The organism is Bradyrhizobium sp. UFLA05-125 (assembly GCF_059803515.1).
This window is the reverse complement of sequence record NZ_JBANBJ010000103.1, coordinates 1-24,145: the sequence shown is the minus strand read 5'-3', so window position 1 is coordinate 24,145 and position 24,145 is coordinate 1. Positions and strand designations below refer to the sequence as shown.

Here is a 24,145-nt window from a genome sequence, read left to right as displayed (position 1 = left end):
GTTATGACCCGATCAAGGACGCATCGGGCAAGGTAATCGGCATCTGGTACGTCGGCTACGAAAAATAGGAATCGAATGCTCGACCCGCGTCGGCACGGTGGCCTTCATCGACTTCGGCGGCGCGCCGGCGACTTAATCGACAAGATTTTTTGTAGGGGCGAAGCCCGCCGATCTTCCGGTCGAGCAGCCGACGAAGTTCGACCTCCTGGTTAACCTGATCGTGGCGAAGGAGCTCGGCCTCGACGTGCCGCCGACGCCTTTGCCCGCGCCGACGCGACCATCGGCCACAAAGCCGCAGTGACATGAGGACCTCTTCTATGCGTTATGCAAGGTGCAACTGCGGTTCGCTCACGCTATCGCTTCCAGAAGAACCATCCAAGGTAATCGTTGCCTGTCACTGCATCGACTGCCAACGCCGAACCGGCGCGCCGTTCGGCGTAGGCGCCTATTACCCCGCTAAGGTTGTCGCAATCTCGGGAGCCTCAAAAGAGTTCGCGCACGCCGCCGCAAGCGGCGGGGAAATGCATAACTATTTTTGTCCACAGTGCGGGTCAACGGTCTATTGGACAGTCACTAGTTTACCTTCGATGATCGGCGTTGCAGTCGGCGCGATTGCAAATCCAAAATACCCAGCCCCTGCCATTTCGGTTTTTGAGCAATCGAAACATGACTGGGTTCAAATTGACGGTGCCGTTGAGCACTTCCGGGAAAACTACCACCCGAAACATTCAAGCTAGGCACCACAAATCCGCGACCGGCCCGCTCGATAAACCGCCCGTGGTTTCAAGAGCAGAAGTGAGGTCGGCTTCTGGCCCTTCTGCGACATAGGATTGCGGGCGGATGTCCGCTTTGCCCCAGGAGCTGCGGGAGTTGATGTCATCCGTAGCTTGTCACCGTAGCTACAAACGAGCTCCCTCCCCACTCCGCTTAAGAAGTTGATTCAAAACAATCACTTAGATTTCGCAGTTTGGAGGAGCCCCGTTGAGCGATTACGGCCATTGGTCGCGATGCATCTCGCTCCAGTGGACCAGTTCGCTGCCGCTCCCTTGCCTCACAACGTCCAGCCATTCTGTACGCTGTTGTGCGCCTGAATACTCTGTCAGTGGATGGGAGGTGGAATGCCGACATCGGCTGGATTAAGCTCGGCCACAACCTTGGTCAGTTGCTGAAATGAACGTAAATCGGAACAGCCTCACCAAACCTACGCTAGGCTGCGCCATTGCACCCAGCCTCACTACTCCCACTCAATCATTGAGGACGACATTACGGCGTTGATTTGCAAGCACAAAGTTTCAAAGCTGGCGGACAAATCCCGACGGTATATCCGCCCTAACTTTTTGATCTTGAATTCACAGGAAAATTCATGCCGCTCGGAAGAATAGCGACTTCGCCAAGTATCGGAGTCAATCGACTGAATGACCGGGCGTGCTTAGCCGGGACGCCACCGCTCATGCTCGCACGGCGTGGCTCCCGATACCGTCGGTGATCAGGAAAGCGCCTCGAGGTGAGCAGTCGCATGGAGGGCACCACAAGATTGAGCTCGCCATAGGGATGACCGTGATACTGCCCGCACAGGACATATTGATCGTCATCGTCTTTGAAGCGGCGCGCATCACGATTTCCATGGAGCTATCTTGGAGTGCATCGTTCTATTGGACGGGCGTAGCTTTGGTAGGGCTTCGCTAGGCTATTCCCATCACACACAAAGGGAGCCAACGCCAGGTTTGCTTCCCAGCCCGTCCGGCGAATGGCTGCGCCAAATCTGTTGTCAGTTTCGCACGGCGGTCCAATAGCCTGAGCAACGCGCGCTCCCCGAATAGCCGCTCCATGTTCCGCGACCCGAGTTGCTCGAGAGCCGGCCTGAGCCGGATGCGAATTTGTCCTGAACAGTCACGGAAGCGCGAACAGCACCCGAGCGAGCTACGTGGCCACTGAACCTCACCAGATTCGGATGCGTGACGACACCGCTGCTGATGTTGACCGAGAAATTGTAGGTCGGATCGCACGCACCCCTTTGCGTCACGAAGAGAAGGTCCCAGGAGCCATCGTATGCTGGGCGGGCTTGCGCACCGGAGATAAATGCGAACAGGCAACTCGCGGTTATCGCATAAGCGAGAAGGTGTTTCATCCTCTGCTCCAAAGTTGTGGTCGTTGTTTTCGCCGATCCAAAGAGCTTGTATACCCATCCGATCCAACAACAGGACGGGGGGCGACCGGTCCTCGGGGGTAAGGACCGGCCGCAGGGAGCCACGGCGAAGGGAGGGGCGCCGAGGCCAAGCACTTGTGAAACTGTCTGCCTCCGCGAGGCAAATTGGTATCTCGCAAGGAGCGTCGGTGCGAGTAAAACAATCCGAATCTCAGCGAATTGTGGCAAATGCGTATGCCACAAGCTGGCTAGGCCACGTGTTCCTTGGCTTTTCCCACGGCGCCGCTTGCACGCAGGCCCTCGATGCCCTTCGCATCAAAGCCCAACTCCTGGAGGACCTCATCAGTGTGCTCGCCGAGCCCGGGAGCGCGCCGCGCAGGCACCTTGGTAACGCCATGCACTTGGATTGGGCTGCTGATCGTCGAGGTGAGCTTGCCGCCGGCACCTTCGAGCGGAACGATGATGTCGTTCGCCTTGACCTGCGGGTCGTTGATGACTTCCTGCGGCCCGCGCACGGCCCCGATCGTGAAGCCGCGGAGCACCTCGTACCAATGCTCCATTGGCTGAGCGCTGAAGACCTTGTCGAGAATGGCGACGAGTTCGTGCCGGTTGGCCGCGAGCTTCGCGGGATCGGAGAATCGCGGATCTGTCAGGAGGCCCGGAAGCCCGATGGCTTTCGCCGCATCCGCCCACTTGTCGGGTGTGAGGGCAAGAACAAACCACGTGCCGTCAGCGGCGCGGTACACATTCGCTGCGGCGCTCGCGGGATTGCTGGGATCATGCAGCCCGTAGAACTTCGCGTCGGCTAGCGCGGCTTGGATAGAGACGCTCGCCGACCAGACACCCTCGGCAAGTAGCGAGGTCGTGACATACGCTCCCTTGCCGGTGCGCTCGCGGCGGTAGAGCGCCGTTAGGATCGCCGAATAGATGCCGACGCCTGTCGCGGCGTCGCCGCTGCCGGCTACCGGCCAGGTTGGCGGCGCCCCGGCATCGCGCGTCATCGACAGAAGGCCACTGCGCGCCCAATATGCCGTGAGGTCGAAGCCCGGCAGGCTAGCGTCCGGCCCCTTTTCGCCGAAACCCGTAAGATCCGCGTAGATCAGCCGCGGGTTCCATTGCACGACGTCGGCGTATTCGAGCTTCAATTTCTTCCGCGCGGGATGTGGCGTATTGACGATAAACACGTCCGCCCACTTGACGAGCTTCTCGAGAACCTGCCGAGCGCTCGGCGACTTCAGGTCGAGCACCATCCCGCGCTTGTTGCGGTTCGTGAGATGAAAGGGGTAAGGGTCTTTCGCCGACGGCATCGGAGGAAACTGATGCGCGTGTCTAAAGATGTCGCCGGAGGGTGGTTCGACCTTGACAACGTCGGCGCCGAAGTCCGAGAGAATCACGGCGGCGGTGGGAGCCGCAACGAAGGTCGAGAAGTCTACGACTTTAAGTCCGGAAAAGATGTTGTCGCTTGCCATTGGGTCTCTCCTAAATTGTCGTGCTTGCTTCAGAGGCCCAGGAACTGCGGGGCGCGCTTCTCGAGGAAAGCGTCTTCCACCCAGTACCTGTCCCGAGTTCCGAGTTAAATTGCAAAGCCGATCGCCTTTTTCCGTTACATCTGGGTGTAGTTCGGACCGCCTCCGCCTTGCGGAGCAGTCCATGTGATGTTGCCGGCGGGATCCTTGATGTCGCAGGTCTTGCAGTGAACGCAGTTCTGCGCATTGATGACGAACTTGAGGTCTGCACCCTCGCCAACCCACTCGTAGACGCCGGCCGGGCAATACCGGTTTGAGGGGCCCGCGAATACGTCGTGCTCGATTTGCTTCTCCGACTCAGGGTTCGCAACGTGAAGGTGAACAGGCTGGTCCGCTTCGTGATTCGTGCCCGACAGGAAAACCGAACTGAGGCGATCGAAGGTGAGCTTTCCGTCCGGTTTGGGATAGGCGATGGGCTTGAATTTTGAAGCTGGCTCCAGAGTTTGATTGTCCGGCTTGCCGTGCGACAGTGTTCCGAACAGCGAGAAGCCAAAAGTGTTCGTCCACATGTCCAGGCCGCCGAGCCCGACGCCGATGATTGTGCCGAATCTGGACCAAAGGGGCTTCACGTTGCGTACCTTACGCAGGTCACGCCCAATGTCGGACGTGCGCCAGCTCGCCTCGTAGGCCTCGAGCTCATCGTGGGCGCGCCCCGCGGCAAGCGCCTCGGCGACCTTGTCGGCGGCGAGGATGCCCGAGAGCATCGCGTTGTGTGAGCCCTTGATCCGCGGCACGTTGACGAAGCCTGCGGCGCACCCGATGAGAGCTCCCCCGGGAAAGGTGAGCTTCGGTACTGACTGCCAGCCCCCCTCGGTTATGGCACGCGCGCCGTAGCCGATGCGTTTGCCACCGGCGAGCGTCGAGCGAACCAGAGGATGGGTCTTGAAGCGCTGCAGCTCCTCGAACGGGCTGATCCATGGGTTGTGATAGTTGAGGTGAACCACGAATCCCACGGAGACCAGATTGTCTCCCCAATGGTAGAGAAAAGAACCTCCGCCGGTGTGATTGTCGAGCGGCCAGCCGAAGGTGTGTTGTATGAGCCCGGCGCGGTGCTGCTCGGCCGGTACCTGCCAAACCTCTTTGAGGCCGATACCGAACTTGGGCGGATCGTGATCCTGCTGCAGAGCGAATTTTGCAATGAGCGCCTTGGTCAGGCTGCCGCGCGCGCCTTCGGCAAAGAGCGTGTATTTGCCACGTAGCTCAATGCCGCGCGTGAAGCCGGGCTTGGGTTGCCCGTCCTTACCGACGCCCATGTCGCCCGTGGCCACGCCCAGGACCTCGCCACGCGACCCGTACAGCACCTCCGAGGCCGCAAAGCCGGGATAGAGCTCCACGCCCACGGATTCGGCTTTCGTGGCAAGCCAGCGACAGATATCGCCGAGCGAGGCGACGAAGTTGCCATGATTGCTCATAAGTGGCGGCATCAACCAGTTCGGCAACCGCACGGCCCGGCGCTTCGTGAGCCAGAAAAAACGGTCAGTCATCACTGCCTGGCGCAACGGATGGGATGAGTCGTTGCGCCAGCCAGGCAGCAGCCGATCCAGGCCGATCGGATCGATCACAGCGCCCGAGAGAATGTGCGCGCCGACTTCGGATCCCTTCTCCACGATGACGACGGAGCACTGCGGCGCCAGTTGCTTCAAGCGGATGGCCGTGGAAAGTCCGGCCGGTCCTGCTCCCACAATGACCACATCGAATTCCATCGCCTCTCGGGCAGGTAGTTCGTTCGGGCTCATGCGATCGGTCCTATAGAATTGGGGGCTTCGGGGTGTGGTCGGCGCGCACTAGAACAGCTCGGCCGGCATATCCATTGCCCCAGCGCCTCCCGCCTTGACGCACGCCAGCCGAAACTGCGTCTCGGGCAGCATCCGCTCGACAAAGAACTGCCCGGTCATCAACTTCGCCTTGAGGTACGGGTCCGCGGTACCTTGGCCGAGTTTTCGCTGAACCGCTTCGGCAATTTGACACCACATGTGTGCGAGCGCGACGAGCCCAAACAGCTGCAGATAGTCCCGGGCACCGCAGCCAACGAGGTCGCGGTCCTTCGCGCCGTTCTTGGCGAGCCACTCCGTGGCCTCTTGCAGATGACCCAGAGCTTCACGCGTGCGCGTGACATAGGGCGCCAGACCGGGATCTTCCGCGTGCTCCTTGAGGAAACTCTCGATCTCCGCGAAATAGGTGCGGACCACCCGGCCACCCTCCAGCCCGAGCTTGCGACCGACGAGGTCGAGAGCCTGAATGCCGTTCGTCCCTTCGTAGATCTGTGAGATGCGTGAGTCGCGGACGAACTGTTCCATGCCGTTCTCCGCGATATATCCGTGGCCGCCGTAGACCATCTGTGCGTTCACGGTGCTGAGAAAACCCTGGTCCGAAAAAAACGCCTTGATCACCGGGGTTAGCAGCGCCATGTGATTCTCGGCATCTCGTAGCGCGGCAGGATCGTTCTTGCGCAGAGCCACGTCATTCCGCAAATTGGTTGAGATGATGAGCGCCCTTCCCGCTTCGGTGAATGCCCGGATGCTCATCAGCATGAGGCGCACGTCGCCGTGAACGATGATCGGGTCTGCGGGTTTCTCGGAAGACTTGCGCCCGGAGAGGGAGCGACCCTGAAGGCGTGCTCGCGCGTAGTCGGCGGCATTCTGATAGGCCACTTCGGCGAGCCCGACACTTTGTCCCCCGACATACAGGCGCGAGTGATTCATCAACACGAACATCGCCTGCATGCCAGCGTTCTCTCCACCAATGAGCCAGCCAGTGGCATCGTCATAATTCAGGACGCAGGTGCAGTTGCCGTGGATGCCCATCTTGTGTTCGATGGAGCCGCAGCTGACCCCGTTGCGCTTACCTGGCCCCCCATTGTTGGCGGGCAGGAACTTCGGCACGACGAACAGCGAGAGCCCCTTGGTGCCCTGGGGCGCGCCCTCGATGCGAGCGAGAACAAAATGGATGATGTTCTCGGCGAGATCGTGCTCACCAGCCGAGATGAAGACCTTGGAGCCAGTGACTCGATAGCTGCCGTCCGCCTCCTTGCGGGCGCGCGCATAGGACAATCCGACATCACTTCCGGCATGGGCCTCGGTGAGATTCATCGTACCGGTTGCCTTGCCGGCAATGAGATCCGGCAGATAAGCCGCCTTGATCTCATCAGAGGCGTGCGCGAGCAGCGCTGCGATGCCTCCCTGGGTCAGGCCGCCATACATGTAGAAGGCGAGACTCGCGGAGGAGAAGAACTCACTGACGACCGCGCTCAGGGTTTCCGGCAAGCCTTGTCCACCGTACTGCTCGGGAGAGGATATGCCGACCCAACCGCCCGCGACTTGCTGTCGATAGGCCTCGCGGAATCCCTTCGGCGTCGTAACGGAGCCATCCGGATGCCGCTGGCAGCCCTCCACGTCACCGACCCGATTAAGGGGAGTGATAACGTTTTCGGCAAACTTCGCCGCCTCTTCGAGCATTGCCTGTAGAGTCTCGGGGGTCAGATCCGAGAATCCCGGCAGATCGGCATAGCGGGAGATTTGAAACACGTCGTTGAGCAGGAACAGTGCGTCGCGGACGGGGGCTTTGTATGAGGGCATGGATGACTCCTTGGCGTGTGCGGTTCGGGTGCAGCTCGTGCGAACTAGGCGTTGGACTTGGCCAGCTCGGCGGCCATTTCCGGGAGCGCCGTATACAGATCTGCAACCAGGCCGTAGTCAGCCACGCCAAAGATCGGTGCATCCGGATCCTTGTTGATCGCGACGATGACCTTCGCGTCCTTGATGCCTGCCAGATGCTGAATGGCGCCGGAGATGCCCGCGGCAATGTACAGATCCGGCGCGACGATCTTGCCCGTCTGGCCCACCTGCCAGTCGTTCGGGGCGTAGCCGGCGTCGACTGCCGCGCGCGACGCACCAATTGCGGCGCCCAACTTGTCGGCGATCGGTTCGATATATTTGGTGAAGTTCTCCCGGCTCTGAAGCGCACGACCTCCGGAGATGACGATCCGCGCACTCGTCAGCTCCGCTCGCGCGGAGGCGTGGAGCTCCTCGCTCTCGAATTGCGAGGTGCCCGGGTTGGCCACTGCCGGAATCGGCTCAACAGGAGCTGTTCCGCCGCCGGCCGCACGCGGAAACGCCGTTGTTCGCACGGTAATGACTTTCTTCTTGTCGGTCGTGCGGACGGTCTCGATGACATTTCCCGCGTAGATCGGTCGCTCGAACGTGTCGGGTGCGAGCACTCGGCTCACATCCGAGATCTGCATGACGTCGAGTAACGCTGCGACCCGCGGCAGGATGTTGCGCCCTGAACTGGTCGACGGAGCAAGTATTGCATCGTAGGGCGCCGCGAGTGAGACGATCAGCTCGGCGAAAGGCTCAGCCAGTATGTGCTCGTAAGCGTCTGCGTCGGCCAGCAGAACCCTTGCGACGCCGGAGAGCTGAGCCGCCTGTTCCGCAACCGCTCGGCAGCCTCTGCCCGCGATGACTACGTCCACCTCTCCTCCGAGCGATACGGCACAACTCAACGCCTTGGCCGTCGCCTCGCTGAGTGTCTTGTTGTCGTGATCACCGACCAGTAGCGTTTTCATTTTAGATAACTCCAGCTTCGTTACGAAGTTTGTCGAGCAATTCGGTCACGCTCTTGACCTTGATGCCTGCTTTGCGGTGGGGGGGCTCAGCCAGCTTCAAAACCTGAAGCCGTGGTTTCAGATCTATTCCATAAGAGTCGATGCTCTTCTGCTCGATCGGCTTTTTCTTTGCTTTCATGATGCTGGGAAGGGCGGCGAAACGTGGAGTGTTCAGGCGCAGATCGCACGTGATGATCGCCGGCAATCGCAGCCGCACCGTTTGGTGTCCGCCGTCGACCTCGCGCGTGACGTGCGCTTGATCGCCTTCGATCGTGACATTCGAGGCAAAGGTTGCCTGAGGCCACCCCAGCAGCCCCGCGAGCATTTGCCCGGTTTGATCGTTGTCATAATCGATCGCCTGCTTGCCGAGGATCACGAGCTGCGGATTCTCTTTCTCGATGACCGCTTTCAGGATCTTGGCCACCGCTAGAGGCTCGAGGTCCCCCTCCGCGATGACGAGCTGCCCGCGATCCGCGCCGATTGCGAAGGCGTTGCGCAGCACTTCGGCCGCTTCCGCAGGTCCGATGCTCACGCACACTATCTCCGTCGCCGAACCTTTCTCCTTCAGACGCGTCGCCTCCTCTACAGCGATCTCGTCGAACGGATTGATTGACATCTTGACGCCGCTCAGATCTACGCCGGAGCCATCGGCTTTCACGCGCACATGTGCGTTGGCATCTACGACGCGTTTGACGGGTACCAGGATCTTCATGTTGAGGCTCTCTTCATTGGAAAAATCCAGACGAGTTATCGTTGCTTCGGATGTAACTCATGCATATGGCACTGCGCGACATGATCACAGTTAAGAATCGCGAATCGATGCGAGTTCTAAGGAGCCAGTCGCGCGACGTCATTGCAGCGAGCCGCGATCAGATCGCTGAGCGTTTCCATCTGTGCGTCGAGTAGATCGAGATGTTAGCTTATTGTTGGGCCGCCTAAGCGGCTTAGCCAAAGTGGAGGAAGGAAATCACATCGTTGATGGCAATCTGGTCACAAGCGGCTCCACTGAGGCGATTGCTGACGTGATATCCTCCGCTATTGGAGAGCAGACCAATCGCTTGCCCGGAATGTCTGCTTAACGCTCTCGCAACCACGGCAAACGGCGTTCGCCCTCCTCCCACAAGACCTGGGAACCCCCGTCCGAGTTCGCGATGTTCGTCGAATGCGGCAGCATCCATCAGCCTCCGGTATTCGTGCTCGTGATCTCTCCTTTAACTCCGGGCAAAGTGAACTGGAATACAGCACCGCGAAGCTCGTTCGCTTCCGCCCATAGCTTGCCGCCATGAGCCTCGATGATGGAGCGGCATATCGACAGCCCCATCCCTGTCCCACTGGACTTCGTGGTGTAGAAGGCGTCGAAGACTCGATCGAGATAGGCCGGATCAATGCCGGGGCCGGAATCGCGGACGGCCACGAGGGCGTCTGCATGGCCTTGCACGGTGCTGATCAGGAGCTCTCGAATCCCCTCCTCAACCGAGCCCATTGCTTCAGTCGCGTTCAGAATCAGGTTTAGCAAGACCTGTTGCAGCTGAATGCGATCCCCCAGAACCGGAAGCAATCCATCCGCAAGCCGGGTCTGGACCGAAACGCCATTCCTGTAGGTCACGCTTTGCGCCAATACGAGCACTTCGTTGATCGCTGCATTGAGATCAAAGCGTTCCTTTCGCGGTGGTGCTTTCTTGACGTGATCCCGCATCCGCCCGACGATATCCCTAGCTCGATCTGCGTCCCTGACAACACAATCGAGCGCTTCCCTGGCCTCACCCAGATTCGGCGGATTCATTTCTAAGAAGCGTATCCCCGCGCGAGCGTTGTTGCGAGCGGTCGCGATCGGGTGCAGGATTTCGTGAGACAACGAAGCAGCCAATTCTCCCATCATGCTCACGCGGTTTATGTGGGCGAAATCCGATTCCATCTCCTGCAACCGCGCCAACGCCTGCGTGCGATCCTCGATGTCCGTATTGGTGCCGTACCACGCAACAACCCGTCCTGTGTCGTCGCGCGAAGGCTCCGCACGAGCCAAGAACCAGCGATACGATCCGTCATAGCGGCGCATGCGGGCTTCAACTTCGCCCGGCTTTTCAGATGCAAGCAGTTGCAGCCAGATATCATTCACGCGCGGAAGGTCTTCAGGATGGAACGACCCGGCCCATTGCCAACCCAGCACTTGATCAAGGGAGACCCCCGCGTAGTCGAGCCACCGCTTGTTGAAATACTCCGCGAAGCCGTCGGCTCCGGCGCGCCAGGCAGCAACCGGAATTGAATCAAGGGTTTGCTGCACATGCCTGACGTTCGCCAATTCCGCCTCGCTTCGTCGCAAGGCACTTTCGGCCCTCTTCAGATCCTGTATGTCCGTGTTCGTGCCGTACCATGCGACAACTGCTCCTGCCTCGTCGCGCGAAGGCTCCGCACGATTGAGGAACCAGCGATACGATCCATCGGAGCCGCGCAGGCGGGCTTCGGCTTCGCCTGGTTTTTCGGATGCCAACGCTTTAAGCCAAACGTCCCGCAGGCGCGGAGCGTCGTCGGGATGGATCAAAGCAAGCCACTGCCAACCCAGCACTTGATCAAGCGCGACCCCCGTGTAGTCCAGCCAACGTTTGTTGATGTACTCGACGGAGCCATCCGCCCTGGCGCGCCAAGCCATCGCCGGGATCGAATTAAGCGTTGCCTGTAGCTGGAACGCCTGTTCCGCCCGCTTGCGCTCGGTCAAATCGAGGACGAACGCGACGCTTTCGTTACTGCCTTCTTTGAACATCACGCAGCGGCGGCGCTATTAGCTCCGGGCGTCCATGAGTACTCTCCCAAACGGACGATCTTCGATCAGATAGCGGACTGCTTCAGGAGCTTGGGACAGCGGAAAGACTCTGCTGATCGTAGGCCGCAGCTTACCTTCCTTCAGGAATTCCAAGAGAGCCGCCTTCGCTGCAGCCACCGTTTGTTGGGCGAAGAGTCTGAAAGTGAACCCGCGGATTGTTGCAGCTTTCCAGATGATGTCGGTAACGTTAACCTCGGCCTCACGTCCTCCAGCATAGCCGGCAGTGACCACAGTGCCACCAAAGCCGAGCGACGCGAGCGCCTCACCAGTCAGTTTTCCGCTGACGCCGTCGACGACGATATCGACGCCCTTGCCTTCGGTGATCCGCATAACACCCTCCTTGAGGCTTTCCTTGGAGAGGTCGATCACATGATCATATCCAGCCGCGCGAGCTTGGTTTGCCTTTTTGGTGCTGCTGGCAGTAGAGATCGCCAACGAGGCGCCAAGGCGGCGAGCAACTTGCACCGTTTCCATCCCAACCGCACCGCCGATGCCAGGTGCCAGCACCGTCTGTCCCCGCTTGAACTTCGCGAGCTCCGTTAGCGCAAGATAGCCCGTCAAATATCCCGCACCGGCAAGATAGGCTGCGGCCTGATCGTCATCGATGCCATCGGGAATGAGCGAAAGGCCTGCGGCGGGCGCAGCAACGAACTCGCGCCAGGTGCCGTCGGTCATGACGCCGAAGCCAGGCCCTCTGACAAACACGCGATTGCCGACGTTGAAGGCATCACTCTTACTCGCGACGACTGCGCCTGCCCCCGTCTGACCGCCGATCCGAGGGAGGTTTTCAGGCGTTGCCCCATAGTAGTGGCCCGAGCGAAACGTATTGTCGAGCGGGTTGATGCCGACGGTCCGCATTGCCACGAGAACTTCGCCATCCCTAAGCGCAGGCTGGGGAAGATCAACGAGGCGGTTCTCGCTGTAGTCGCCATAGGACCGGTATTGAATCGCTTTCATCGTCTTGCTCCATCCTGATTGCACCGCGGGGCGTGTCGGCAAACGACTTAGGCCTCCCAAAACGGCTAAGTAGATGGCAGTTTCCGGAAGCACCCTTTCATTGGTGGGAGGAACGCCATGTCATGAAGCTGCTCGCGACGCGAGCCGAAGACCGCTATCAGACGGCTGCCGGTCTCGAAAGAACTCGACGAGACCGGTGGCGACGGCGGCGGGATTCCTGGCCGGCAAGTCGTGGCTCGCACACGGTATCGACACCGTGTCGATTTCTGGAATCCACTGCTGCAGTAGATCGGCGCCCTCAAAGAATACTGGCAATGTATCGCTGCCGCGCATCGACAGCACCGGGTGTCGAATATCCTTCAGGTCTTCGGTTGTGATATTCCAGTGTAGCATGGCTCCGAGTTCGACCTGAAAGTACGTGTCGATATCGGATACCGCGCGGTCGAACGCACTCGCAGGCAGGGCGCCGTCGGTGAATCGCCGGTAGTCTTGTCCGTACGCGCCTGCCAGGACGATGTCCGTGGCCGCAGTTTTGTCTCCCGAGTCGTAGATCTCGCGGACAGACGCCACCCATTCCGCGAACTGCCCGCCGGACGGCACCAACGACAGGAGCGGCGGTTCCAGCAATGCCAGCTTCCGCACTCTGCCGGGGGCATCGATCACCATCTGCAATGCGATTCCTGCCCCAAAGGAATGCCCGGCCACGTGCGCCGACGCAATGCCCAGGTGATTCAACAACGCGATGCAGTCACCAGCCCACCCTTGCATCATCATGCCCGCCAGAGCGCGCGAGCTATCGGCGTAGCCGCGGCGCCGGTATTGGACGATCTGAAAATTCTCCGCGATTCCGGCCTGCTCGATCACCGGCACGAACCCATCCGACAGAATCGCTCCGTGGATAAATACTACCGGTGCCCCAGATCCCCGGACATCATACTCGATGTCCGCCCCGTTCAGCTGCACTCGTTCCATTCGTGGCGCTCCAGTCATTTTCCAAGAGCTTGCGCGATGAGAAGGGTGTCGGCGGTCTGCTGCAGGCGCCCGATCTTGCCGTCTCGGATTGTCCAGAAATGAGCGAATCGGGATTGCACCCTCCGCCCCTTCTTCGAAACGCCGAAATAGTGTCCGAGAACGATCACATGATCGCCCGACCCGAAGTACTCGTCCCCTTTCGCGTAGAACTCGTCGAAGGCTGCCAAGAATGGGAAGAAATCACTGAACGTCGTGTCCAGACCGCGATAGACGCCCCCGTTGGGGAATCCTTCGGCAATATCCCACTCGACGTCATCCGCCAGGAGCGATTTGAAAGCACTCACGTCTCCCATGGCGTCGTACAACTTCCGGATGAGAGCGATCTGCGACGAATCCGACATGCGAAACTTCCTTAGGTTGATGTTGATGGCCCACTCGAGAGCGCCACTGTCGGCAAACGATTTAGGTCTCCCGAAACGGCCAAGTAGATGGCAGTTTCGGGAAGCACCCTTTCATTGGTGGAAGGAACGCCATGGATCGACTGGAGGCGATGACCATCCTGCCTTGATCGACGTCTATGCCCCGTCAAACCTCTTCAGCCGGGTTGCGGCATTGGCTTTCGCCCACCCCAGACGATGATGCCGGCTGCAACTAGATTGATGCCCGCGAACATGAGCAAGGGAGGTCCATAACTTCCCAGGCTATCGCGCAACAGGCCGCAGATTGCCGGCCCGAAGGCCGTGGCGAAGGCGATTGCGGCCGCTATCAGGCCATAGATCGATCCGAACGAAACAGCTCCGAACTCGCGCCGTGCGATCAACGGGGACAGCGTTGTAAGATTGCCTATCGTGACGCCATACATGGCGCTCGCAAGGAGCAGTGAGACTGCGCTCCTTGCATTGGACATGTAAGCAAGAGCAACGGTCCCCAGCAACATAACACCGGCGGTTGTCAGGCGAAGATCGATCCTATCGGCAAACCGAGCGAGCGCAACGCGGCCTCCGAACGCTGCCGCGGCAGCGAGCGTTACGGCCGTCGATGCACCGGCGTCCCCCAAGATCGGGGCCACCATGGGAACGTGATGACTGAGGAATGCGATCTGGACCAGCATGGCGAGAGCGAACGCAAGCAACTGGGACTGAAACTGTCGGGTGCGCATTGCGCCATTGCGCGACCATTTGGCCTCTTGGATGCCGGTTGAAGCAGCCTTTAAGCCGCCGTCCGGAAGCAGGCCGAGTTCTTGCGGAGACCGTTTCAGGACCAGGACCACGACGGGCAATAGGACGATGGTCGAAGCCAATCCGGCCAGGCCGAAGGCTTGTTTGACGCCGAGCAGGGCTATGCCGCCCAACAGCAAGGGCGTGCCGATCATTCCGCCCACACTGGCGCCGAGCAGTGCCATTGAGACCGCGCGCCCCTGATGCAATTCAAACCAGGGAGCCAGCGTCGTGCTGATCGTGGTCGTGGAAAGGCACGAGCGGCCGATCCCCATCACGGCGAACAGGCCGAATAGCTGCCAGCTTTCACGGCAGTAGCCGAGGCCCGCGACAGACAGGGCCAGGGCAACCACGCCGGTGGCGAGAACCGGTTTTGCCCCCAGTTCGGCGGTCGCAGTGCCCACGCTCATCAGGCACGCGGCGTTCACGAGATAGGAGAAGGTCACGGCCGTCGAAACGAGACTGATCGAAAAGCCGCGTGTCTCCGACAGGGCGTGGATATAGACGCCCATGCCAAACACGCTGAGCGACCAGCCTATGACTGCAGCCAGTCCACACGCGAGTACGATCCACCAACCATAAAACAGGTGGCTTTTCCGCGGGGAGAGCAGGTTCATTTCATGCTGCCGTCGATGGAGTATTGCAAACAGTGCCGTCGGTCATGATGCCGAAGCCATGCCCTCTAACAAACACGCGATTGCCGACGTTGAAGGCATCACTCTTGCTCGCGACGACTGTGCCTGCCCCTGTCTGACCGCCGATGCGTGGCAGGTTTTCAGACTCGCACCGCGGAGCGTGTCGGCAAACGATTTAGACCTCCCAAAACGGCTAAGTAGATGGTAGTTTCGGGAAGCACCCTTTCATTGGTGGAAGGAACGCCATGGATCGACTGGAGGCGATGACCATCCTGCTGGCTGCGGTCGATACCGGGAGTCTCTCTGCCGCCAGCCGCCACCTCAGGATTCCCTTGGCGACGGTCAGTCGTCGGGTTGCGGAGCTGGAAGAGCACTTGCATGTCCGGCTGCTCAACCGGGGTCAACGCAAAGCGGTGTTGACCGACGCGGGGCGCAGCTACGTCGATTCATGTCGTCGGATCATGGAAGAGATCGCGGAAGTCGAGCGCACGGCGTCTGGCGAATATCGCGCCCCTCAGGGCGAGCTGATCATCACGGCGCCCGCAGTCCTGGGTCGCAGCCACGTTCTGCCCATTGTCGCGGAATTCCAGCGCGCGTTTCCGGACATCCGGGTGCGACTGCAACTGAGGGATCGATACGTGAACCTAGTGGAAGAGCACGTCGATGTCGCCGTGCGCATCGGGGAGCTGGCAGACAGCAGCATGATTGTAACGCGCCTCGGGTTAATTCGCCGAGTGGTGTGTGCCAGCCCCGCCTATTTGAAGGCCCGCGGCGTGCCGAAAAAACCCGCCGATCTGGCATCGCATGACTGCGTGACTTACGACCCCGGGACTCCCTGGGAGTTTCGCCGAAACGGAGCGACGCAGACGATCGATGTGCCGTCTCGTCTCGCTGTGAACTTGGGTGAGGTGGCGGCGGCTGCTGCAGTCGCCGGAGCCGGAATTTGCAAGGTGTTGTCGTATCTCATCGAGGACTTACTGAAGTCGCGTTCGCTGGTGACTCTGCTGGATGCATATGAGCCATCACCGTTTCCGGTCAGCGTTATCTACCCGAGCCAGCGGCACGTTCCGCTGAAGCTGCGCGCCTTCCTTGATTTTGCAGTTCCGCGACTCAGGAAGCGATTTGGCTACAAGAACTCCTAGCAGCTCAAGCATGCGAGCCGGATGCCAGTGCTTCGACTTGGTCGCGATGACGCGCACCTCCTTCCCTTCGTGCAGCAATAGTCGATGGCGGCCTACTGACTACCCATGTGGTCCGCAGGATTATGGCGACCTTCAATGGGGCCTGCCGAGCACGAAGGTGAAGGGCACAACGAAGAGTTCGTCGCCCTGATCGTCGCTGACATGCAGGACCCAGTCACGCCAATCCTCGAGGTTGAGCTCGTTGGTGAAGGATTGCACGACACGGGTCGCACGATCGCGCGCCTCAGCAAGATCGTCCACTTCGGCGCCGCAGTGATCGCGATCGACAAAAACATTCTTTTTGTTGGAGCAGAGAAAATATATCTGGGTCATGTACAGCTTCCGTCAAATGGGGCCAGTAAGTACGAGATCTCAGGGTCGCAAAGTGCCTTCGACGGCGCGGTACGAAGGCCAGAGTAGATAACCGCTTTACGGTGACGGAGACGAAGGGCTGGGAATGCAGCCTGGCCGCGCCGAAGCTTCGGCGATCAATCCGAAGAAGCTCGTCTCGAGCTCGCTGCGAGCTCTTTGCAAGGACGATCCGTTGTCGCCGTCCCGGATCGTGACAGTTGCGGTCAGGCCGGATACCAGCGGGACACCAGGCGGCACATTGTCGATCGCGATCCGAACCGGCACGCGCTGCGCCAAGCGTACCCAAGTGTAAACCGGATCGACGTTTGGCAACCCCTGCGTGGAAGCGGCTGCGTTGGATACGCTGACGCCAAGCGTGACTGTTGCGATGTGACCAATGATCGGTGCCGAGTAGCCCATCAGCTTTGCCTCGGCACGGTCACCCACGCACAGGCGGGCCAGCTTCGTCTCCTCGAAATAACCGTCGATCCAATAGCTATCTGTATCGATGACCGAAACATTGCTGACGCCTTCCCGCGCGTAGTCCCCTTCCCGGAGCAAGAGATTGGTCACAATTCCATTCACCGGACTGCGCACTTCAGTGCGCCGCAGGTTGATCTCCGCTTGCCGTACCTGTTGCTGAGCCGAATCGACGGCGGCCTTTGCCTGCAGCGCGTTTCCCTCGTAGACCTGCTTCTCTTCGGTGCTGCTCGCCAGATCCGACAAGCGTCGCCGACGTTCGGACTGCAAATCCTTCACGTTGAGGTCCGCCATCCTTTGCTGCAAGACCGCCTTGTTCGTGCGCAGTGCGACGTCAAAATCGAAGGGATCGATGACATACAACAGTTCGCCTTTGTGCACGAACTGGTTGTCAACGATTCGCAGTTCCGTGATTTGACCGGAAATTTGCGGCGCCACACTTGCAACTTGAACTCGCACACGCCCGTCGCGTGTCCAGGGCCCGGCATTATAATGATCCCAGGTGACGAGAGCGATCAGCACCGCAACGACTGCGATCCAGGCTGTGGCCACCATGCGCAGCAGAGACCGCGCGGTACGCAAGGCGCCACCTCGCTGCCGTACCACGGACTTGCCGGAGGACGAGACGATCGGTTTGTTCTCTGGATAAGCTTCCGATACCCTTCGCGCAGCGTCGTCGCACTCACCGGCTTGGCGAGCCGATGCGTCACCGACAGTCGGCGACGAGCGCGTGACAGTTGCCTGCACCTCGTCTTGCTGAACAGCCTCATCATGAACGGCCGAATCCATGGCCACCTCCTCTAGAACAACAGCACCAATAAGCTCAGAATGGTCACGTAGAGACTCAGCTCGGCAACCGAGGCGTGGCTGAACATCTTCGCAAAGCCGACGACATGCAAAAGCGGCCGCAGGACAACGATGAGGACAAGAGCTGCGACCAAATACTTTACAAACGGCGCGAAGAGGACGCCTTCGACCACCAGCTCTGGAAAGGTGTGTGCCATCAGATTGCCTCCGAAGGAGACTCGAGGCCCCTGCCCCGGTGGGCGATGTTGCTTGTTAGGATCACGCACGCAGCAACATCTGCCTCGATCGAGTCATTCTGTGGGGCCGTTTCCTGCAACCGATGCGCAATTGTGCGCAGGGTCGGCATATCTCGGTTGATGATCGCCGCGCGGGCTTCATCTGCCAATGTTGCAAGGGGCCCATCAGCGAGTTGCATCAGCTTCGCCTCGCAAAGACGGACCATCGCCGACTGGTCGAAGCAAGAGAGCATTTCCGCGAGGGCCCGACTGTCCTGCGCGCCTCCGGCGGCCAGGAATTGCCCAATTCGCGAAGCGTCCCGGAACGTTGCCTCTTCCGGAGCTTCTCGATTCTGGTGGGCCGACTCCTGCAACTCGCTGCGAGCCTCCGCGAGCAGCCGCATTCTGCGCTCGTCATCGGAGACGGGCGGAATCAGCGTCTGTGCCGCAAGCAGCAGCGCCGCTGCCGCGACAAGAAATAGAGAGGAGAAGAGGAAGCTCTGCGGATTATAGGTCTGCGGATTGCTCGGTGCCAAGATAATCGGTATGAAAAGCAGATTGACGCGTCCGAGTGATGACCACAGAAGGCTTCGTGACTTCATGAGAACGGCTGCACCGATCGTAAAGGGAGCCATGGCGATCGCCAGCAGTGGAAAGGCGTCGGCGCCATTGAGGATGATGAACTCGAGTATGCCGGTCAGGGCAGCTGCGATCGGCGTACCAACGAGCGTGATGACGGTGAAGCCGCGCGGGTTCGGTGTTGTGGCCCCCAATCCGGTAATCAGCGCGACAAAAGACAGCGAAACGCTCGCCGCAGGCCATCCGGCCCAAACGTAGAAAATCGAGGCAACTGCAAGCCATAGAGCGGCGCGGACACCACTTTCAACTGCAGTTCTGTAGGATCGATACAAGGGCGCGCGCCAGGCTCGCAGTGGCCATTGCACCGACCTCAGGGCCAACAGATCCTGGCGAACCTCTTCATCCCGACGCAGCAATTCGCTGGCTGCCCATGCTGAAGCTTCGGTCTCAACATTGGCAGAGCCAACGCTCAGGGCCCGAGCCGCCTGCAGCTCAGCGACGAGACCAACCATTGCGCTGCGGGCGGCGACACTCCTGACCGAGCCGCTGCTCGACTCGGGAGCTACGCTCGCGATCTCGGGACGGAGCGCCACGATTTCCCGAAGTAGCGTCAGGAATGTCGTCGAGTTGCCCGGTTCGCCGCGGACGGCTGCGCTCGCATACTCGCGAACGCGGCGACGAATCCCCGCGAGCTGAGCCATGAGTAGCGGATGACGGTCGGGGGTATACATCAACGTATTTATGACGGCCATCGACAGAACGCCGACAGCGATCGCGGCGCCACGCGCCGCTCCGGATTCAAACACGTGCTGGGGGGTGTCGATCTGCTGTGTAGCAATTATTGCAACGGTGTAGCCGCACAACACTGCGGCATAGGCCCGATAACCGTCCAAAAGGTTCGCCGCAAAGACACAAATGCCAATCCACACCGCAAATGCAGCGAGGATCAGATCTCTCTCCTGGGAGAAGAGACCAGTGATTGCGATTGATGCTGTCACGCCCACAACAGTGCCGAGCAATCGAAAGCCCGCCTTGTCCAGCGCCTGACCGCGGGTCGGTTCGGCAAGAATTCCGACAGTAACCGCCGCCGAGGCTGGCGCTTCAAGCTGGAGCCAAAAGCTCACGAACAAGGCCAGGATCATGGCCAGCCAAACGCGGATGGCGAAGGTCCACGAATTGATCGGAATCTTCGCAACAGTGAACGGCTGCTCTGCGATCGTCGCGACCAAAGTAAGCCCTCCTCGAAACTGCGGATGCCTTGCCATTCGAGCTCAGCTCTCGTCTCCCGACGCATCGACTGAGGCGACGAAGCGGTAGCCACGACCAGGGATGTTGACGATGAACCGACGTCCGTCCCGGCCGTCACGCAATGCGCGACGCAGCGCCGACATGTGTACCGTGAGGTTGGAGGGGTCGACAAAAAGATTGGGCCAAACGCGAGCCATCAAGTCCTGCTTGCTGACAAGCTCACCGCGGCGTTCAACCAAAGCAATCAGGATCTCCAGGGCGCGGCTTCCGAGAGGCACCACCTTGTCACCCTCCAACAAGCGAAACTGCGTCGGGAGCAAACAGAACGGTCTAAAGAAAACTTTGGTTGGTAGAACATCGGCGGATTCGGTTCGCCTCTCGAAGATTACGTTGTCCATGTCCTGACGTTGAGCGGCGTGTCTTACGTTAAGTCCCGATTTTAGAAAAACTCGAAAAAGCTCACCCATGTTCACTCCTATTGAATTCGGGACGCGCCAGGCGCCAGATAAATCCGCGCATGCGACCTCGTGTGCTTGGTAGGCGGTATGTGACAACAGCGTTGTGAGGCGTTATGGCGGCTTAGGGCGCTGCGGTCGATTCCGCGGGAAGTACTGTAAGGTTCGCTTGTGGTCGCTTATGCTAAGCGATCGCTTAGAAGCGATAGGGCGAACCCAGCTCCGAATCCGTTGGTCGGATGGGCACGTAAGGGAGGGAAATCAGCGGCGCAGCAAAATCCGGCAGACGGCAGTTTGCGCGGATGGACAGCGCCTCGCGCGAGAACGCCGAGGAGGATGCTCCTCCAGCTGAGGAACTCTACGTCTACTGTAGTCTCACATTGAGCATGTCCGCCATCCGGCTGAGTTCGGGAAGCGAACGCGCCTTCATCTTCCGCATCAGGTTGGTGCGATGCACCTTCACTGTGGATTCGGCGATGCCGATATGGCTGGCAGTCTGCTTGTTCAGGTGACCGGCCACGACATGGAGCATGATGTCCCGCTCGCGGGAGCTAAGCGTGTCGAAGCGCTCCCTGAGCGCAGCCAATGCCCTTTCGCTCTCTCGACGGGCACGATCACGAGCGAGGCCGGCCTCAACCGCGTCAAGCAGGTCCTGATCACGGAACGGCTTTGTGAGGAACTCCAAGGCACCGCCCTTCATCGCTTGCACCGTCATCGCCACGTCGGCGTGCGCTGTGATGAAGATGATCGGCACTTGCCTGTTGGCAGCGGTAAGCTCGCGCTGAAGCTCAAGACCGCTTCGCCCCGGCATCCTCACATCGAGTACGAGGCAAGTAGGGCCCTCCGGCGGATCGACCTTGAGAAACTCGGGAACGGACGAAAATTGCCGGGTGTGCAGGCCGATGGTCCGCAACAGCAGCGCGACCGAAGCGCGAAACTCGGGATCGTCATCGATGACCAAGACACTGGGATTTGCGTCGCCCATTCCTGGCACACTGCGTTAGAGGAGCGCATTCTTCCTAAGGACGCTATTCTACCCGCAAACGGTCGGGATGAACAGCATCCGTTGCCTAAGCGAACAGCCTAAAGCCTAAACCATCGCTTAGCGGTAACGGCATTGCGTTATTGGGGAATGTCCCTGACACTACGACATTGCATGCTGCGCGAGGTGTTGCCTCGCCGGTATGGAGGGGCCTGGAAGACACGATGATGTCGAACAATAGATTGATATCCATCGTCGACGACGATCAGCCATTTCGCGAGTCCATGCGAAAGATCGTAATGTTGCTGGGCTACACTGTCGAAGCGTTTTCGTCGGCAGCCGATTTGCTGGCATCGCGTCTGTTGCCCGAAACTGCCTGCTTGATCGCCGACGTCAACATGCCCGGAATGACCGGAATCGAGCTGCACAGGCATTTGGTCGATGCAGGATACGCAATCCCGACGATCCTCGTTACCGCGTATCCCGATGAGGTTGTCAGGGATCGGGCCCTGAAGGATGGCGTTTTTTGCTACCTCAGCAAGCCAGTGGACGACAATCATCTCGAACGCTGCTTGCGTTCGGCTCTGCAGCCCGATGCGCCGGTCCAAAGGAATTCATGAGTCCTCTTGGGCCGCCGGCAAGGTGAACTGAAACACGGCGCCGCGAGGCTCGTTCGCTTCCGCCCATAGCTTGCCCCCATGAGCCTCGATGATGGAGCGGCATATCGACAGCCCCATCCCTGTCCCACTGGACTTCGTGGTATAGAAAGCGTCGAAGACTCGATCGAGATGCGCTGGATCAATGCCTGGCCCGGAATCGCGTACGGCCACGAGGGCGTCTGCCTGGCCTTGCTCGGTGCTGATCACCAACTCTCGTGCTCCCACCTCGGCTGCGCCCATTGCTTCAGCCGCGTTCAGAATCAGGTTCAGCAAGACTTGCTGCAGCTGAACGCGATCCCCAAGGACTGGAAACAATCCATCCGCAAGCCGGGTCTGGACCGAAACGCGATTCCTTTGGGTCACGCTTTGCGCCAATACAAGCACTTCGTCGATCGCGGCATTGAGATCAAAGCGTTCCTTTCGCGGCGGGGCTTTCTTGACGTGATCACGCATCCGTCCGACGATATCCCTGGCTCGGTCTGCGTCCCTGACAACACAACCGAGCGCTTCCCTGGCCTCACCCAGATTCGGCGGATTCATTTCCAAGAACCGCATCCCCGCACGGGCGTTGTTGCGGGCGGTCGCGATCGGATGCAGGATTTCGTGAGAAAGCGAGGCTGCCAATTCTCCCATCATGCTCACGCGGTTCATGTGCGCGAAATCCGATTGCATCTGCTGCAATCGCGCTAGCGCCTGCGTGCGATCCTCGATATCTGTCAGGAGGACATACCAACGGGTAATACGCCCAGAGTTATCGCGAAGCGGGACCCCGCGGTTATCAAACCATCGATATTCCCCGTCGAAGCGTCGAATGCGTTGTTCGATATGGTACGGCATCCCGGCGGCGATCGATTTTGTGAACACTTCGGCGACATTGGGAAAATCGTCGGGATGTATCGTCCCGTTTGTTCCCCACTTCCTCAACTCCTCCAGCGACCGACCGCCATACTCAAGGATTTGGCGATTGACAGCTTCGAGCTCACCATTCGGGGCCAGAACCGCAACGAAGCCAGGTATCCCATCAATGGCAGAGCGCATACTTCGCTCGCTGTCACGCAGCGCCTCCTCTGCCCGTTTGCGCTCGGTCAGATCAAGGACGAATGCGACTCCCTCGCCCCCGCCTTGTTTGAAGAGCGTGGCGCCAACAAGCACCGGAACGCGACTTCCGTCTTTCCGAAGGTACTCCTTCTCGAAGGGCGGAACGATCCCTGTTGAGTCCAGCAGTGCCCGCGTGAGCAGGTCGCGCTCGCGCCATTCCGGGGGACTGAGGTCGGCCCAGCGCACGCGACCCAAGACCAGATCCTCACGGTCATATCCTACAATACGTAGAAACGCGTCATTGGCTTCCAAAATCCGACCGTCGCGGGCAATGAATATGCCGATGATGTTGGCGTCGACCAGGTGCCGAATCTTCCCTTCGCGATCTGCGACGTCGTGATAGAGCCTCGAATTTTCGAGTGAAATCGCCGCCTGCGACGCGAGCACCTTCAATAAAGCGACGCGATCAGGCGTGAAAACGTTCGGTGTCAGATTGTTCTCAAGGAAGAGAACTGCTGTGAGCCTTCCCTGATTGATCAACGGCACGCTGAGAACTGAACGGACACGATTCTGAAGAATGTAGGGATCGGCAGAAAATGCATGCTGAGATGAATCGCCATCGAGAATCACAGTCTCATGGGTACGGATTCCATAGCGAATCAACGATTCCGGCAACGCCGCCGTGCTGTAGAATCCGTCCCGCAGATGCACTTTTACATCATCTCCACTAGCGATCGCTTCGGCCAGTATCTGCAGCTCATCATCTCGCGGGACAATTAGAAGACCTCGTTCGGCGCCGGCGTGCTTGAGGGCTGCTCGCATGAGCTTGTCAATGAGCTTTTCCAACACCATCTCGCCAGAGAGCGCTTGCGAGACTTCGATCATCGTCGCGAGATCGAGATTTTCGACTGGCGCCTCGATCATGCCCGCTTGACCCGGCGCACGCTCGTCCGGCCTCAGCCGTGGATGGAGCTGGTCGAGTTGCCGCACCTTTCCGTCGGCGCCCCATCGGAGATAGCCATCCCGCGCGTTCTTTAGGTAGAGGTGCGCGATCTCCTGGAATCCGCCCGCCGTGTAGAAACGGGCGGCCAGCTCATAGGCGAGCGCCTCGTTGTGGACAAAGCCGTTCGCGCGTGCTGACGCGATGGCGTGCTCGTAGAGGTCCATGGCCTCGAGCGGGCGTCCCTCGACTCGGGCAATCTCGGCGCCGACCAGCGCGGCGCGGTTCTCGAAATTTTCCGGGCAGTGCTGCTTCCAGAGTTCGAGCTGTCGGTGG

At 59.6% G+C, this 24,145-nt stretch carries 21 protein-coding genes; 4 read left to right on the top strand and 17 right to left on the bottom strand.

From position 1 onward, the window contains the following. Together SO156_RS42405 and SO156_RS42400 are read left to right on the top strand one after the other, a co-directional pair. Window positions 1-68, top strand: a 68-nt coding sequence (locus SO156_RS42405; RefSeq protein WP_498538983.1) for a cache domain-containing protein, incomplete at its 5' end; no start/stop codon positions are given. Between the two features lie 249 nt (window positions 69-317). Continuing rightward, window positions 318-737 carry a GFA family protein gene (locus SO156_RS42400; protein ID WP_498538981.1) on the top strand — a complete coding sequence of 140 codons (420 nt, stop codon included), beginning with the start codon at window positions 318-320 and terminating at the stop codon, window positions 735-737. 1,657 nt (window positions 738-2,394) lie between these two features. Here the strand turns inward: SO156_RS42400 and SO156_RS42395 are convergent. The 10 genes from SO156_RS42395 to SO156_RS42350 all read right to left on the bottom strand — a co-directional run bounded on the left by SO156_RS42395 (window position 2,395) and on the right by SO156_RS42350 (window position 14,856). Further along, window positions 2,395-3,615, bottom strand: a complete 1,221-nt coding sequence (locus SO156_RS42395; RefSeq protein ID WP_498538980.1) for a CaiB/BaiF CoA transferase family protein — start codon at window positions 3,613-3,615, stop codon at window positions 2,395-2,397. A 134-nt stretch (window positions 3,616-3,749) separates the two neighbouring features. Beyond that, window positions 3,750-5,408, bottom strand: coding sequence for an electron transfer flavoprotein-ubiquinone oxidoreductase (locus tag SO156_RS42390; RefSeq protein ID WP_498538979.1), 1,659 nt, complete (start codon window positions 5,406-5,408; stop codon window positions 3,750-3,752). A gap of 48 nt (window positions 5,409-5,456) precedes the next feature. Continuing rightward, window positions 5,457-7,247: an acyl-CoA dehydrogenase C-terminal domain-containing protein gene (locus SO156_RS42385; RefSeq protein ID WP_498538978.1), complete on the bottom strand. Its 1,791-nt coding sequence runs from the start codon at window positions 7,245-7,247 to the stop codon at window positions 5,457-5,459. A 44-nt stretch (window positions 7,248-7,291) separates the two neighbouring features. Further along, entirely contained in the window at window positions 7,292-8,236 is a 945-nt protein-coding gene (locus SO156_RS42380) for an electron transfer flavoprotein subunit alpha/FixB family protein (protein ID WP_498538977.1), read from the bottom strand. A 1-nt stretch (window position 8,237) separates the two neighbouring features. Then, window positions 8,238-8,987: an electron transfer flavoprotein subunit beta/FixA family protein gene (locus tag SO156_RS42375; RefSeq protein ID WP_498538976.1), complete on the bottom strand. Its 750-nt coding sequence runs from the start codon at window positions 8,985-8,987 to the stop codon at window positions 8,238-8,240. Between the two features lie 465 nt (window positions 8,988-9,452). Beyond that, a complete protein-coding gene (locus SO156_RS42370) occupies window positions 9,453-11,033 on the bottom strand; it encodes a PAS domain-containing sensor histidine kinase (protein ID WP_498538975.1) in 1,581 nt (526 codons plus the stop codon). Between the two features lie 18 nt (window positions 11,034-11,051). Next, complete coding sequence (locus SO156_RS42365; protein WP_498538974.1) at window positions 11,052-12,050, bottom strand: quinone oxidoreductase family protein; 999 nt, start codon at window positions 12,048-12,050, stop codon at window positions 11,052-11,054. A gap of 120 nt (window positions 12,051-12,170) precedes the next feature. After that, on the bottom strand, window positions 12,171-13,022 hold the full coding sequence (locus SO156_RS42360) for an alpha/beta fold hydrolase (protein WP_498538973.1): 852 nt from the start codon (window positions 13,020-13,022) through the stop codon (window positions 12,171-12,173). Window positions 13,023-13,036: 14 nt separating this feature from the next. Then, window positions 13,037-13,423, bottom strand: a complete 387-nt coding sequence (locus SO156_RS42355) for a nuclear transport factor 2 family protein (RefSeq protein WP_498538972.1) — start codon at window positions 13,421-13,423, stop codon at window positions 13,037-13,039. Window positions 13,424-13,617: 194 nt separating this feature from the next. Next, window positions 13,618-14,856 carry an MFS transporter gene (locus SO156_RS42350; protein ID WP_498538971.1) on the bottom strand — a complete coding sequence of 413 codons (1,239 nt, stop codon included), beginning with the start codon at window positions 14,854-14,856 and terminating at the stop codon, window positions 13,618-13,620. A 263-nt stretch (window positions 14,857-15,119) separates the two neighbouring features. Here SO156_RS42350 and SO156_RS42345 point away from each other — a divergent pair, with 263 nt between their 5' ends. Beyond that, on the top strand, window positions 15,120-16,016 hold the full coding sequence (locus SO156_RS42345; protein ID WP_498538970.1) for a LysR family transcriptional regulator: 897 nt from the start codon (window positions 15,120-15,122) through the stop codon (window positions 16,014-16,016). 132 nt (window positions 16,017-16,148) lie between these two features. On the opposite strand, the gene SO156_RS42340 is transcribed toward SO156_RS42345, so the two are convergent. The 6 genes from SO156_RS42340 to SO156_RS42315 form a co-directional block, all read right to left on the bottom strand. Further along, window positions 16,149-16,388 (bottom strand): DUF6894 family protein, encoded by a 240-nt coding sequence (locus SO156_RS42340; RefSeq protein WP_498538969.1) that lies wholly within the window; start codon window positions 16,386-16,388, stop codon window positions 16,149-16,151. 96 nt (window positions 16,389-16,484) lie between these two features. Beyond that, a complete protein-coding gene (locus tag SO156_RS42335) occupies window positions 16,485-17,441 on the bottom strand; it encodes an HlyD family secretion protein (RefSeq protein ID WP_498538982.1) in 957 nt (318 codons plus the stop codon). A gap of 245 nt (window positions 17,442-17,686) precedes the next feature. After that, window positions 17,687-17,890, bottom strand: coding sequence for a DUF1656 domain-containing protein (locus SO156_RS42330; RefSeq protein ID WP_498538968.1), 204 nt, complete (start codon window positions 17,888-17,890; stop codon window positions 17,687-17,689). Beyond that, complete coding sequence (locus SO156_RS42325) at window positions 17,890-19,716, bottom strand: FUSC family protein (RefSeq protein WP_498538967.1); 1,827 nt, start codon at window positions 19,714-19,716, stop codon at window positions 17,890-17,892. Before SO156_RS42325 ends, SO156_RS42330 begins: the two co-directional genes overlap by 1 nt. A 42-nt stretch (window positions 19,717-19,758) precedes the next feature. Next, window positions 19,759-20,202, bottom strand: coding sequence for a winged helix-turn-helix domain-containing protein (locus SO156_RS42320; RefSeq protein WP_498538966.1), 444 nt, complete (start codon window positions 20,200-20,202; stop codon window positions 19,759-19,761). Between the two features lie 352 nt (window positions 20,203-20,554). Next, window positions 20,555-21,175, bottom strand: coding sequence for a response regulator transcription factor (locus SO156_RS42315; protein ID WP_498538965.1), 621 nt, complete (start codon window positions 21,173-21,175; stop codon window positions 20,555-20,557). Between the two features lie 221 nt (window positions 21,176-21,396). Between SO156_RS42315 and SO156_RS42310 the strand changes: the two genes are divergently transcribed. After that, on the top strand, window positions 21,397-21,792 hold the full coding sequence (locus SO156_RS42310; protein ID WP_498538964.1) for a response regulator transcription factor: 396 nt from the start codon (window positions 21,397-21,399) through the stop codon (window positions 21,790-21,792). Here SO156_RS42310 and SO156_RS42305 read toward each other — a convergent pair. Further along, window positions 21,787-24,145 (bottom strand): PAS domain S-box protein (locus tag SO156_RS42305; protein ID WP_498538963.1); only part of this gene is annotated, 2,359 nt, incomplete at its 5' end. The genes SO156_RS42310 and SO156_RS42305 overlap by 6 nt on opposite strands.